This is a genomic window from Asticcacaulis benevestitus DSM 16100 = ATCC BAA-896, assembly GCF_000376105.1.
In the GTDB taxonomy this organism is placed as follows: domain Bacteria; phylum Pseudomonadota; class Alphaproteobacteria; order Caulobacterales; family Caulobacteraceae; genus Asticcacaulis; species Asticcacaulis benevestitus.
In genome coordinates this window covers 360,232-373,534 of the sequence record NZ_AQWM01000001.1, presented here as the reverse complement: position 1 = coordinate 373,534, position 13,303 = coordinate 360,232, and the positions used below count along the sequence as shown (strand labels likewise).

At 56.9% G+C, this 13,303-nt stretch carries 13 protein-coding genes; 6 read left to right on the top strand and 7 right to left on the bottom strand.

Annotation, left to right across the window (positions count from 1 at the left end):
- Positions 1–47: 47 nt before the first annotated feature.
- Positions 48–1,532 carry a Ppx/GppA phosphatase family protein gene (locus B060_RS0101865; protein ID WP_018080050.1) on the top strand — a complete coding sequence of 495 codons (1,485 nt, stop codon included), beginning with the start codon at positions 48–50 and terminating at the stop codon, positions 1,530–1,532.
- Between the two features lie 6 nt (positions 1,533–1,538).
- On the opposite strand, the gene rnd is transcribed toward B060_RS0101865, so the two are convergent.
- Positions 1,539–2,687, bottom strand: a complete 1,149-nt coding sequence (gene rnd, locus B060_RS0101860) for a ribonuclease D (protein ID WP_018080049.1) — start codon at positions 2,685–2,687, stop codon at positions 1,539–1,541.
- Positions 2,688–2,751: 64 nt separating this feature from the next.
- On the opposite strand from rnd, the gene purM reads away from it, so the two are divergent.
- Together purM and purN are read left to right on the top strand one after the other, a co-directional pair.
- The gene (gene purM, locus B060_RS0101855; protein ID WP_018080048.1) at positions 2,752–3,783 is read left to right on the top strand and encodes a phosphoribosylformylglycinamidine cyclo-ligase; all 1,032 of its coding nucleotides are present in this window, start codon (positions 2,752–2,754) and stop codon (positions 3,781–3,783) included.
- A gap of 38 nt (positions 3,784–3,821) precedes the next feature.
- Entirely contained in the window at positions 3,822–4,397 is a 576-nt protein-coding gene (gene purN / locus B060_RS0101850; protein ID WP_018080047.1) for a phosphoribosylglycinamide formyltransferase, read from the top strand.
- A gap of 125 nt (positions 4,398–4,522) precedes the next feature.
- On the opposite strand, the gene ndk is transcribed toward purN, so the two are convergent.
- Positions 4,523–4,939, bottom strand: coding sequence for a nucleoside-diphosphate kinase (gene ndk, locus B060_RS0101845; protein ID WP_018080046.1), 417 nt, complete (start codon positions 4,937–4,939; stop codon positions 4,523–4,525).
- A gap of 219 nt (positions 4,940–5,158) precedes the next feature.
- Between ndk and B060_RS0101840 the strand changes: the two genes are divergently transcribed.
- Positions 5,159–7,060, top strand: coding sequence for an ABC-F family ATP-binding cassette domain-containing protein (locus B060_RS0101840; protein WP_018080045.1), 1,902 nt, complete (start codon positions 5,159–5,161; stop codon positions 7,058–7,060).
- 44 nt (positions 7,061–7,104) lie between these two features.
- On the opposite strand, the gene B060_RS0101835 is transcribed toward B060_RS0101840, so the two are convergent.
- The 5 genes from B060_RS0101835 to B060_RS0101815 form a co-directional block, all read right to left on the bottom strand.
- Positions 7,105–7,794: a sensor histidine kinase gene (locus tag B060_RS0101835; RefSeq protein WP_018080044.1), complete on the bottom strand. Its 690-nt coding sequence runs from the start codon at positions 7,792–7,794 to the stop codon at positions 7,105–7,107.
- Positions 7,795–7,831: 37 nt separating this feature from the next.
- Positions 7,832–8,296, bottom strand: coding sequence for a response regulator (locus B060_RS0101830; RefSeq protein ID WP_018080043.1), 465 nt, complete (start codon positions 8,294–8,296; stop codon positions 7,832–7,834).
- Positions 8,297–8,438: 142 nt separating this feature from the next.
- Positions 8,439–8,819, bottom strand: a complete 381-nt coding sequence (locus B060_RS27925) for a hypothetical protein (RefSeq protein ID WP_018080042.1) — start codon at positions 8,817–8,819, stop codon at positions 8,439–8,441.
- Complete coding sequence (locus B060_RS0101820) at positions 8,816–9,265, bottom strand: DNA polymerase III subunit chi (protein WP_018080041.1); 450 nt, start codon at positions 9,263–9,265, stop codon at positions 8,816–8,818. Before B060_RS0101820 ends, B060_RS27925 begins: the two co-directional genes overlap by 4 nt.
- Before the next feature lie 3 nt (positions 9,266–9,268).
- Positions 9,269–10,741, bottom strand: coding sequence for a leucyl aminopeptidase (locus tag B060_RS0101815; RefSeq protein WP_018080040.1), 1,473 nt, complete (start codon positions 10,739–10,741; stop codon positions 9,269–9,271).
- Between the two features lie 250 nt (positions 10,742–10,991).
- Between B060_RS0101815 and B060_RS0101810 the strand changes: the two genes are divergently transcribed.
- The gene (locus tag B060_RS0101810; protein ID WP_018080039.1) at positions 10,992–12,128 is read left to right on the top strand and encodes an LptF/LptG family permease; all 1,137 of its coding nucleotides are present in this window, start codon (positions 10,992–10,994) and stop codon (positions 12,126–12,128) included.
- Positions 12,129–12,141: 13 nt separating this feature from the next.
- Positions 12,142–13,293: an LptF/LptG family permease gene (locus B060_RS0101805; RefSeq protein ID WP_018080038.1), complete on the top strand. Its 1,152-nt coding sequence runs from the start codon at positions 12,142–12,144 to the stop codon at positions 13,291–13,293.
- Positions 13,294–13,303: the final 10 nt, after the last annotated feature.

The following is a 13,303-nucleotide window of genomic DNA, read 5'->3' as shown; positions in this document are numbered from 1 at the left end:
GTTAGCGAAGGTATCTCTCGGGCGTAGATTGCGGGAAGCTGATCATCTTGAATTATAATACCGCTGTCATCGATATCGGCTCGAATTCCGTCCGTCTGGTGATTTACCGCATCGAAGGCCGGTCCATCTGGCCGCTCTTCAATGAAAAAGTGCTGGCAGGCCTTGGCCGCGAGCTTAAGGTCACCGGCAGCCTTCACAAGGGCGGGATGCGTGAGAGCCTGATCGCGCTGCGGCGCTTCAAGGCGATTCTCGAAACCTACGATCTGAAGAATATTCATGTCGTTGCCACGGCTGCGATCCGTGACGCTGTGGATGGGCCGGATTTCGTCGATTCCATCCTCCAGCAGACCGGCTTCCGCGTCCGTGTTTTGAGCGGCGCCGAGGAAGCGCACTATTCTGCCATGGGCGTGAAATGCGGCCATCTCGATGCCCAGGGCGTCGTTGGCGATCTCGGTGGCTCCAGCCTCGAACTGGTCAATCTAAGCGATAATGACGAACAGGGGCGACGCGGCGTCACCCTTCCGCTTGGCCCCTTCGCACTCGGCGCGCCAAGGCCCGTTGAGCCGGATGTCACCTATAAAATCGTCCGTGACCGTCTGGAGCCCTTGGTCGGCCGTTTTTCCGGTGGTCAGTTCCACGCTGTCGGTGGTGCCTGGCGCAATCTGGCGCTTATATGGATGCAAAAGCAGAACTATCCGCTTCATGTCATTCAGCAATTTGAGCTGCCGGCCCGTGAGGCCTTATCCATCGCCCGCCTGATCGCCACGCAATCGCCTTCGTCACTTGAGCGCGTGCCCGGCGTTTCCAAGCGCCGTCTGGAAAACATCTCGTATGCTGCCCTCGTTTTGCAGGGCCTGATCGAGGTGCTCAAGTTCGACACGCTATGCTTTTCGGCCTTTGGCCTGCGCGAAGGCCTGCTTTTTGAAGCGCTGGATGACAAGCTGAAAATCGAAGATCCTCTGATCGCTGGCTGCGCTGCACTTGGCCACCGCTTGGGGATCAATGACGATCTGGGTGTCGCGTTGGCGGATTGGGCGAAGGAATTTTACGATAGCACCGATACCGTGCTGATCGAGCGCCCGGCAGAAAAGTTGATCCGCGCCGCCGCCAAGCTCTCCGATATCGGCGCCCGTTTACATCCGGACCATCGTGCCGATCTGGCCTGCGATCAGGTTTTGCGCGCACCTATTCCAGGCCAAAACCACCAAGAGCGCGTCTTTCTCGCCTGTACGATTTACACCCGTTACAGCGGCGATGCCTACACCAAAGAACCCGTGCTGATCAGCCGCATTCTAGGCGAGGAGATGCACCTACAGGCCACACAACTGGGCCTACTGCTGCGCCTTGGTTGCGACCTCTCGGCCAAGTCAGCCAAACTGTTGAGCTATGCCCATATCCGACAGCAGGATTTGCAACTGATCCTGAGCGCCAAATCGGGATGGGAAGACCTGTTGCTAGGCGAACAAACCCGCCGGCGCGCAAGATCGCTGTCTCAGGCAATGAAGCTCAATCTGAATATCATCACCTATTAAGCGGTGTCAGTCCAACTCGACGACTTCAACCTTGCTGCCATTTAGCACCAGGGCCAGTTCGCCGCGCTTGAGACGCAGGGCGTCTTCACCGAAAACTTTACGGCGCCAACCTTCGAGCGCGGTCACCTTGGCATTGTCATCGAGGGCGATCTTCTCCAGATCGGAAACCGTAGCGATCAATTTCGGCGCTACGCCTTCTTCTTCGCAGCGGATACGGAGCAGCACTTTCAGCAGTTCAACCACCGAAGGCGGCACCTGAACCGGCGGAGCTGATTTCTCGACCTTCGGCGCGAAGGATTCCGGATTTTTCAGCACATTGCGGATGATCTCAGCAAGATCGAGACCGAATTTCGAGGCGCCAAAACCTTTGGACGTCGATCGCAGATGATCGAACGCCGCGGGCTCAGTTGGAATCTGCGTGGCGATTTCATCAACGCCTTCATCCTTAAGGATACGACCGCGCGGCATGTCGCGTTCCTGCGCCATGCGTTCGCGCCACGCTGCCACCTGCGCGAAGACGGCCATATACTTGACTGAATTCTTGCGCGGCTTGAGGCGGCGCCAGGCCTCATCGGGATTGGTAGAATAGAGTGCCGGCTGAGACAACGCCTTCATCTCTTCCGAGACCCAATCAAGACGCCCTTGCTTATCGAGACGATCGCGCAATTTGGGGAACAGTTTGGCCAGATGGGTGACATCGCCCAGCGCATAGTGCAGTTGCTGCTCGCTCAGAGGGCGGCGCGACCAGTCGGTAAAACGTGACCCCTTGTCGATGTCGATCTTGAGCTTTTGGCGCACCAGCGAATCATAAGCCACCTGATCGCCATAACCGGCCGCCATAGCCGCCACCTGTGTATCGAAGACCGGCGCCGGCATACAGCCAAGATTGACGAAGATTTCCATATCTTGACGACAGGCATGAAACACCTTCAAGACCTTTTCATCGGCCAGAACATCGAGAAAAGGCTTTAAATCCAAGTCCTTCGCCAACGGATCGATAATCGCCGCGTGATTTTCGCTCGCCGCCTGGATCAGGCAGAGCTTAGGCCAGTAGGTCGTTTCACGCATGAATTCGGTGTCGACCGTAATAAAGGGCGCGGATTTTATCGCTTCACAGAAGGCGATCAGGTCATTGGTATTTGTAATTGGTGTCATTTTGTAGTTATAGCAAACCGAAACGGGTCTCATAGACCCAAAAGTGATCACAGGAATTATTTTTATGTCCGAACCCGGCTCAAAATCTGGCTTAACTTACGCCGCCTCCGGTGTCGATATCGATGCAGGCGAAGCGCTGGTCGATGCCATCAAGCCGCTGGCCAAATCCACCCGCCGCCCCGGTGCTGAAGCCAGTCTCGGTGGCTTTGGCGCTCTGTTCGATCTACGCGCCGCCGGCTATGATGATCCCCTAATCGTTACCACGACCGATGGCGTCGGCACCAAGCTCAAGATCGCCATCGAGACCCATCGCCACGATACGGTCGGCATCGATCTCGTCGCCATGTGTGTCAACGATCTTCTGGCGCAAGGCGCCGAGCCTTTGATGTTCCTCGATTATTACGCTACCTCCAAGCTCGACGTCGATACCGCCAAGCGCGTGGTCGCCGGCATCGCCGAAGGCTGCAAGCGCGCCGGCTGTGCGCTGGTCGGTGGCGAAACGGCTGAAATGCCCGGCATGTATGGCAATGACGATTATGATCTGGCCGGCTTCTCGGTCGGCGCCGTTGACCGCAACAAGGTGTTGCCGCGCATGGACGATATGCGCGAGGGTGACGTCATTATCGGCCTCGCCTCCTCTGGGCCACACTCCAACGGCTATTCGCTGATCCGCAAGGTGATCGAGCTTTCCGGTCTGTCCTGGGATTCGGATGCACCGTTCGCCAAGGGCATGTCGCTGGCTCAGGCCCTGCTGGAGCCGACCCGCATCTATATCAAGACGGTTCTGCCGCTGATGAAATCCGGCCTAATCAAGGGTGGCGCCCACATCACGGGTGGCGGCCTAATCGAAAATCCCGATCGCGCCGTGCCCGATCACCTGACCGCCACCTTCGATTTCGATGGCTGGGAATTCCCGCCGGTGTTCAAATGGCTGATGGAAAGCGGCAATATCGACAAGCACGAAATGCTGCGCACCTTTAACTGCGGCGTTGGCTTCGTGGTCTATGTCGCGCCGAACGATGCCGACGCGGTGCTGGCCGCCTTGCTCAATGCCGGCGAAGACGCCTTCATCTGCGGTCAACTGGCGACGAAGTAATGTCTAAGACCCGCGCTCAAGGAGCGAAGCGTTAGCGCATGAAAAAAACAAGAACGGCCATTTTTATCTCCGGCCGCGGATCTAACATGATGGCGCTGGTCGAAGCGGCCAAGGCGCCTGACTTTCCGGCGGAATTCGTGCTGGTCGTGTCCAACGATCCCAATGCCGCCGGTCTGGCGTGGGCGGCGGCGCAAGGCATCAAGACCTTCGCGCTTGATCACAAGCCCTTCGGCAAGGATCGTGAATCGCATGAGCGTCAGATTGATGCTGCGTTGCGCGCCGAAGGTGTCGAGTTCATTTGCCTTGCCGGTTATCTGCGTGTGCTGACTCACTGGCTGGTTCAGCAGTGGGAAGGCCGGATGATCAATATTCACCCGGCTTTGTTGCCCGACTTCAAGGGGCTGCATACTCACGAACGCGCATTGGAAGCCGGCGTACTGGAGCATGGTGCGACCGTACACTGGGTTTCCAGCGGCGTCGATGAAGGCGAGATCATTGCACAGGCGCGGGTGCCGGTTTTGAAAGACGATACCGCAGAAATGCTGGCCACGCGCGTGCTGGCAGAGGAACACCGGCTCTATGCCGAGGCTGTTCGTCACGTGCTCAAATCATAGTGGGGTTTGGGACCTGTGCCCCCAAGTCTTACTCTCTTCCAAAGAAAAAGCCCGGTCGATAGACCGGGCTTTTTCTTTGGATAGGGCAAGATTTGTGGGGTCTCAGACCCCACGCCCCAATACGCTTAGCCGACGATTTGGTCGTCCGAGAAGAACTGGGCTATTTCGATCGCGGCGTTCTCGTCTGAGTCCGAACCGTGGACCGAGTTTTCACCGATCGACAGGGCGAACAGCTTACGCAGGGTGCCTTCAGCGGCTTGCTCAGGGTTGGTGGCGCCCATGACTTCGCGGTACTTCGGCACGGCGTTGTCGGCTTCCAAAACCTGAACCACAACGGGCTCGGCGGTCATCTGGCCAACCAGTTCACCAAAGAAAGGACGTTCCTTGTGGACGCCATAAAATTCTTCGGCTTGAGCTTGCGTCAGCTTCACGCGGCGCTGAGCGACAATGCGCAGGCCAGCGGCTTCGATGACGGCGTTAATGGCGCCAGTCAGGTTGCGACGGGTCGCGTCAGGCTTGATAATCGAGAAGGTACGGGACATTGAAAATCCATTTTGTGTTGGTATTTAAAGTTGCCCCGTCTGCTCTTTAAAGAGCAGACGGTTCTTTGTGTGAAAACTCGTGTCAGAATTCAAAAGAGAGCAAAATAAGTGGGTGGGTACAATTATTCTTGCTTTGCGCTCTTTTGATTTCTGACACGGGGGCTTATAGCGACACCGAACGCATTCGCCAACCCGTAAATTCTAAAGTTTTTAAGTCAAATGTTGCAGATTACCAACCTGGTGTACGACGCCTACGGCCGCCGCTTTTTCGATGGCGCCACGCTGAGCCTGCCGCCAGGTACGAAGGCCGGTCTGGTCGGCCTGAACGGTGTCGGCAAATCGACCCTTTTCAAGCTCATTCTTGGCCGTGCTCAGCCCGGCGGCGGCGACATAACCACGCCCAAATCCTGGCGCATCGCCTCCGTCGATCAGGAAATCGCCGCCTCGCCAAAGCACCTGATAGATGAAGTGCTCGATCTCGATGTCCGCCGTCGTGACCTGCTGGCCGCGCTGGAGACCGCGGATCCGATGCACCAGGCGGAAATCCACCACGACCTCTACGCCATCGGCGCTGATCGCGCGCCGGCCAAGGCCGCGGAAATTCTGAGCGGTCTCGGCTTCTCCAATGCCGATCTGACGCGCCCGATCTCGGATTTCTCCGGTGGCTGGCGGATGCGCGCGGCGCTCGCCGGCGCCCTGCTCGCTGAACCCGACCTGTTGCTACTCGATGAGCCGACCAACTATCTCGATCTCGAAGGCGCGCTATGGCTGGAAGCACGCCTCAAGCGCTATCCCAATGCTGCCCTGATGATCTCGCACGACCGCGACCTGCTTAATGAATCGGTCGATGCCATTGTCCACGTCGTCGGCCAACGCCTCGACTATTACACCGGTGGCTACGACAACTTTGAGCGCATGCGCGCCGAAAAGGCCCGCCTGAACTCTGCCAATGCCGCCAAGCAGGAAGCTGAACGCGCTCACCTGCAGGCCTTCGTCGATCGCTTCCGCGCCAAGGCCTCCAAGGCGTCACAAGCGCAATCGCGCATGAAGAAGCTGGAAAAGCTTCCGCCAATCTCCGCCACCATCGAAGATCGCGTCGCGCCCTTCGTCATCCCCTCGCCGGAAAAGCAACTGGCGCCGCCGATCGTGCGTCTCGATGATGCCAGCGTCGGTTACGGTGACACTGTCATCCTGCGTCATATGAATGTGCGTCTCGATCCAGATGACCGTATCGGCGTGCTCGGCGTCAACGGCGCCGGTAAATCCACCTTTGCCAAGCTGCTGGCCGGCGCGCTGACGGAAAGCCACGGCACTCAATGGCGCGATCGTCGCATGACCGTGGCCTGGTTCCACCAGCACCAGATCGAAGCGATGGACCCGGAAGACACGCCGCTGGAAATGATCCGCCGCGCACGTCCCGATGAAACCGAGGCCAAGCGCCGTTCGCGCCTCGGCTCCTTCGGCATGGGCGCTCAAAAGGTCGAAACCAAGGTCAAAGACCTCTCCGGTGGTGAACGCGCCCGTCTGCTGCTCAACATGGTGTCGATGGACAGGCCGCACCTGCTGATCCTCGACGAACCGACCAACCACCTGGATATCGATAGTCGCCGCGCCCTGCTCGACGCCCTCAATGATTACGAAGGCGCCGTGCTGATGATCACCCACGACCGCTCGCTCATCGAACTGGTGGCCGACAAGCTATGGCTGGTCAACGACGGGACGGTGAAAACCTATACCGGCAGTATGGACGATTACGCCAAGCTCGTCATCGAGCGCGCCAAGACGGCGACCCGCGAGGAAGCCGCCGCGACCCAAGGCGACAAGAAGGGGCCGCAGGTCAATTCCAAGGAAGCCCGCAAGGCCGCCGCGGCCGCGCGCAACGCCATAGCCCCTTTGAAAAAGAAGGCTGATGATCTGGAGCGCCTTATCGAGACGACCAACAACCAGATCAAGCTGCTCGATCTGAAACTGGCCGATCCGGACCTTTACAAGGATCAGGCCAAGTCTATCAGCCTTGGCAAGGATAAGGCCAGGCTGGAAAGCGATGTCGTCAGGCTCGAAGGTGAATGGATGATCGCCGCCGAGACCTATGAAAACGCCAAGGCCGAGGCCGGCGTTTGACCTTATAAAAAAAAGCCGTCATGTTAGGTGGCGGCTTTTTTTGTTTAGCGCGGAAGGGTGAACCTGACCTTCAGGCCGCCGATGTCGGATGGCTCAAGCCATATCTGTCCGCCGTGCGCCAGGATGATTTTACGCGTTAAGGTCAAGCCCATGCCAACTCCCGGATAAACCTCGTCGGTATGCAGCTTGCGCAACGGCCGGAAGACATCATCATAAAAAAGCGGGTCGATACCTATGCCACTGTCTGAAACGCTGAATTCCCAGAAATCACTGGTCTTGTCGCAGCGAATACGGATATCGGGCGCTACGTCCGGCTTACGAAATTTCAGTGCATTATCGAGCAGACAGTAAAATACCGTCTGCATCTGTTGGGCATCAGCCGATACTTCAGGCATGCGCGGATAATTGAAATGGCCCTTGGTGGCGTCGAGTTGTGGTTGTAATTGCATGTAACAGCGCGCCACCACGATTTCGAGTTCGACCAGGGCACGGCTGCGCGGCACAGTATTGAGACGCGAAAAAGCCAGCAGGCCCTGGATCATGTCGAACAGCTTCTGACCGCTCTCCACAATCAGATCGAGATGAAGCTGGTCCTCCGCCTTTTCGGCCGCCGGCATATTTTCCTTTAACAGTTGGGAAAACGCCACCATGGAGCGCACCGGCCCGGCAAGGTCGTGCGAGACGATATAGGCGAAATCCTTGAATTCTTCGGAGGGGTCGGATTGAACGGGCATAGTGATGTGCTGGTGGTCCTGCAAAGCGTACTCTCCTCTATGCGTCTATATCGAGCGCAGGCACGGATGCCAGTAGGAAAAAGAACTGTTCGATAAGGGCTATGGCGTCACGGAATTTCGCCAGGTCGACGGGTTTGATCACGTAGGCGTTGGCGTGGAGTTGATAGCTTTTAAGTATATTGTGTACCGCACCGGAATTAGACATCACGATCACTGGAATGTGCTTAAAATGTGGGTGTGTCTTGATGTGATGCAACACATCGACACCGCTCATCTTGGGCAGTTGGAGATCGAGCATGATCAGATCGGGTAGAGGCTTTCCGAAATAGTCGCCTTCGCGGGCCAGTATGGACAAGGCCATTTCGCCGGTCGATGCGATGGTAAGCTGCGTTGCGACGCTGGAATCCTTGAAGGCATAGGAAGCCAGCAAGGCGTCACCGCGATTGTCATCCACAAGCAGAACTTCTGCCGGCCTGCCCTCCGCTATCAGTCTTTTTTCCATACGTTCACGCTTTTGGCACGTTCGGGAATATAAGGACAGCTTCCCTGACCCCAACAAGACAGGCCATTGATTCGTCCGACGAGCATAACTCAAGGTAGCATCAAGAATTTCAGTCGACTATCGCTAATAAATCCAGCTTACACTATCCACACTTAACAGATTGCACGATGCCGGTCTCAGTATCGAATATAATGGTCTGACGATCAGCGCGGAATTCCTGCGTTACAATACAGCTCGAACACACGACCCGACGCGCGCCGGGATTGAGCGGCACAGGTATATCGGTGCGCGGCTTTCCAATAAGATATTGCAGATCGCCGGCGCCACACTGGTCATCAGCCATCGGTTTGTAAGCGGCCGGCGGCGGAGCGGAAGGTTTTGTCGGGCGATAAACCGGGGTTTGCGTCACCGGCGGCGCCTGTCGAACCGGCACTTCCGATGTGGAAGAACACGAGGCCAGGGCTATGATCGATAAAGCGAAAACCAGATGCCGCTGATGTAATTTGCCAACACGCTTCGTCATTGCATCTTCTCCCATCGTCCTTGCGTATTTTGCTTCCAGTAGGCCAGATCAAGACCCTCCGATTTCATCCGCTTCCATTGCATACGCGCCCACGCCAGGTGGTCGTCGTCCGCGCCTTCAAACACAACAAGACAGCGCTCCATACCGCTAACATCCGGTAAATCGACTGGCGCCACCGAAACATAAACCTGCGGACTGTTGGCCATGGCGCCAGATGTGCCCAAGAGAACGGGCTGGCGGCTAGCCGATCCTTCACTTTCAAGCCCATGTGCGAGAAAGGACGCCGGATTGTACGTCCATAATTGGCCATTCAAGGCGTCAATCTTGTCATCCTCATGGCCATGCACGTAAGCGCGCCAGCCCTTCTGCACAACCTTTTCCAGCAGGTCCGGCAGGACCTGCGGAAGCGGTGTTTTTTCGAGATGATAAAACCAGATATCGGGCAAGATTTAGCCCTCGTAGAATTTGGCGACCAGCGCGTTCAGCGTGCGAACACCGAAGCCTGTAGCGCCTTCCGGCACAGTCGGGATACGCTGCTCGTTGGTCCAGGCCACAGGTGCGATATCCATATGCGCCCAAGGCGTGCCATTAACGAAGCGTTGCAGGAAGAGCGCGGCCGTGATCGAGCCGGCCGGCCGGCCACCGATATTGCGGATATCGGCAATCTTGGAATCGATCTGCTTCTCGTATTGCGCCGGCAAGGGCATGCGCCACGTATTTTCAAGCACGCTTTTCGACGCTTCACCAATTTTCTCAGCCAGTTCGTCGTTGTTACTGAAAACACCGGCATAATCCATGCCGAGCGCGATGATCATAGCGCCGGTCAAGGTGGCCAGATCAATCATGAACTGCGGCTTGAAGCGGTCCTGACAATACCACAGGGCGTCGGCCAGGACGAGACGCCCTTCGGCATCCGTGTTGATGACCTCGATCGTGGTGCCGGACATCGCCTTGACCACATCGCCGGGGCGCTGCGCATTGCCGTCGGGCATGTTTTCTACGAGACCAATAATGCCAATGGCATTGACCTTGGCCTTGCGACCGGCCAGAGCCACCATGGTGCCCACTACGGCGGCAGAGCCCCCCATGTCCCACTTCATGTCTTCCATGCCTTCGGCCGGTTTGATCGAGATCCCGCCGGTGTCGAAGGTCACACCCTTGCCGACAAAGGCGACCGGTTGGGCCTTCTGATCTAGGGCGCCAAGCCATTGCATGACCACAAGTTTCGATTCCTTGCGCGACCCCAAGCCTACGCCCAGCAGCGAATGCATGCCGAGCTTTTCCATCTCTGGCTCGCCCAGGATCTCGACCTTGAGGCCGATACTTTCGTAAGCCTTGACGCGGTCAGCGTAGGATTGCGGGTAGAGAATATTGGCTGGCTCAGACACCAGATCACGGGCAAACACAATACCTTCCCGAAGGGCACCGAGCGGCACATACGCCGTTTCCGCCGCCGCCACATCGTCACACACCACGTTGATGTTTTTCAGAGTCGGCGCCTTATCAAGCTTGGCCTGACCAAAATACTTGTCAAAACGGTAGGCAGCCAGATGCAACGCTAGCACGGCATGGGCTGCGAGTTCGGCGCTGTAGCCTGTCAGATCGAGGCTTAAGGCTTCAAAACCCGAGGCTTTCGTTACATGATAGAGGCTGGCGGCGATGGTTTCCATGGCCACTGTGTCAAGCGTCGTCAGGTCGCCTCCCCCCACAGCGACCACGGCGCCCCCTGAGCGGTTCAGTAGTTGCGCTTTACCGCGCGTAGCTTTGAAACCTACAGCCGACAACAAAGATTTGATCTCTTCGGCCACCGCCGAATCAAGAGCAGAAAATCCTTTGCTTTGCGTCTCGCCCTCTCCCAGAATGACAGCCAGACAGCTCTTATCGGTGGGCTTGGTAGCAAAGGTAATGATGGGCTGGCTCATGGCAATCTCCGAAGGTTGTGACCGTTTTGACGCGGCGCATCTTTACGGTCTATGCCCCTTTTCCCCCCGTGACAGAAGTGTTTTTTGCAACTTTTTTGTTACTCGCGACCGCCATCAGAGCGGTTATCGTGCCACGATCTGTACATAAGTGTTCAATTTTATAGCGCGGCTCCAACCTGTGGCTTGTAATTAACCCCGTAAGCGGTCACAAGGGGCATGAAATCCGGGTTTTGATGGATCTGCCTCAAGCATGCGCACACTCGACCGCTACATATTTCGCCAACTGATCGTGCCGATCGGCGGGGCAGTGGTGGCGCTAACGGCGATTGCCCTGCTGAGCCAGTCCCTGACCCAGTTTGACCTAGTCGTGGAGCGCGGCCAAAGCGCGTGGGTTTTCGCCAAGATCACCCTCCTGTCCATGCCACAACTCGCCGGGCTGATTTTCCCGATCGCGCTGTTCGTCGGCACGCTTGTGGCGCTGACCCGTATGCAGGGCGAGCATGAATTCACCGCGGCCTACGCCAGCGGCATGTCGCTGATGCGCGTCGCCTACCCCATCATACGCATTGGAATCTATTTCACCCTGATCAGTCTGGCGGCCAATCTTTACCTCCAGCCGTGGTCATCGCGCGCCATGCGGCACGAACTCTATGACGTCAAGAACGACCTGATCTCAAGCCTGGTGAAGGAGGGCGATTTTTCGACCTCTGACACCGGACTCACCATCTATGCGCAGCGCATCGACCAAAACGGGCTGCTGCGCCAGATCTTCATTCGCACCGCCGGCAAGGATGGCAAGGATCAAACCTACGCCGCCAAGGAAGGACGCATTAAGAAGGTTGATGGCAATTCCATCCTGGTCATGCGCCATGGCTCCAACCAGCAACTGGCGTCACCCGGCGTGCTCGATCACCTGACCTGGGACGAGTACAGCTTCGACATCACCTCCTATTTCGCCAATGACGACTTTCTGCAATACAAGGAAGGCGATCGCTATATGCATGAACTGATAGCGCCGGTCCGCTATGATTTCGAGAAAATGGCGCGGCCGAAATACTATGCCGAAGCCAATGCGCGCCTGGCCAACCCGCTCTACAATCTGGCCTTCGTGTTACTGGCCATTGTCAGCGTGCTTGGTGGCAAGTTCAGCCGTAACGGTTACGCCCAGCGCATTGCCCTCGCCGCCGCCGCCGCCGCCGCGACACGCATCTTTGGCGTCGTTGTGGAAACCGCCAGCGCGTCGGCCTATATCATCAACGTTCTGCAATATGTCGTGCCTCTGTTCCCGATCGTCTACTGCCTGAGCATGATACGCCGGCACGACGGCAGCAGCCTCCTTTCACGTTCCCGCGTCGCGAGCGACCGGAACGTGCTGAAGCCTTTGTGAGCGGGGCGGATAGATGAATATGCAACGCCGCCTGCCCTTCCTGGAGACTCTGGCCTATCTTAATCCGTGGCGTAAAAGCCGGCTGGAAACCTACATTCTTCAAACCTGCATTCAGGCATTTGCTTCAGCGCTGATGATCGTCTCCAGCCTGATTTTCCTCATTGAATATGTAAGTATTTCTAAAAACCTCGGCGCCAAGGCTGATGTTTCGGGCCTGTCTGTGATCGGACTGATGCTGGAAAAATCCCCCGGCTCAATCCTTGTTCTTTTGCCGTTTGCCTTCCTCTTCGGCTCACTGTTTGCCTTCGTCAATCTCAACCGCCGCAGCGAGCTGATAGCCATGCGCGCAGCCGGCGTATCGGCGTGGCGTTTCGTCACGCCCGCCGCCATTCTGGCCTTTGCTTTCGGGCTGATGACGATTGGTGTCTTCAACCCTGTGGCGTCGAGACTTAGCGACCATTATGACAAGGTCGTAGGCCAGATCAGTCATGACGCCGATGTTAAGGACATGGGCGCCATCTATCTGCGTCAAGGTGAAGGCAGCCAGCAGATCGTTATCCGCGCCGAAAGCCAGGATAAGGTTATAGGTCACCTCAAGGGCGTAACCTTCTGGGTCTATGATATCGACGCCAAGCAGGTGCCTGTTTTCCGCAAGCGTATCGATGCCCAGGAAGCCACCTTGCGTGCCGGTTTCTGGCAACTGAAAAACGCCCGTGAGGCCAGTGTCGAAGGCCCGGCGGTTCCTGCCTATGACGTACTGACCATTCCGTCGAATCTCGATCCGCAGAAGGCGTTCAAAAAATACGCCTCTACCCAGGCCGTGCCTTTCTGGCGCCTGCCGGGACTGATCAATCAGAACCGTATCTCCGGCTTTTCAACGGCGATGTATGAGCTTAAGCTTCATCAACTTCTATCCACACCGCTGATGTTCGCGGCCATGACAGCACTCGGCGCCGTATTCAGTCTGCGTTTGATGCGGCTTGGTGGCATGACGGGACTGGTGATTTCAGGCATAAGCCTTGGTTTTGTCATCTTTTTCGTCAATCAGTTGTTTTCCTCCATGGGCAAGGCGGGCGTTATCCCGATCTTCCTGGCTGGATGGTCACCGGCAGTTCTCGCCATGCTGGCCGCCATGACGCTGATCGTTTACACAGAAGACGGCTAAAAAAGCTAAG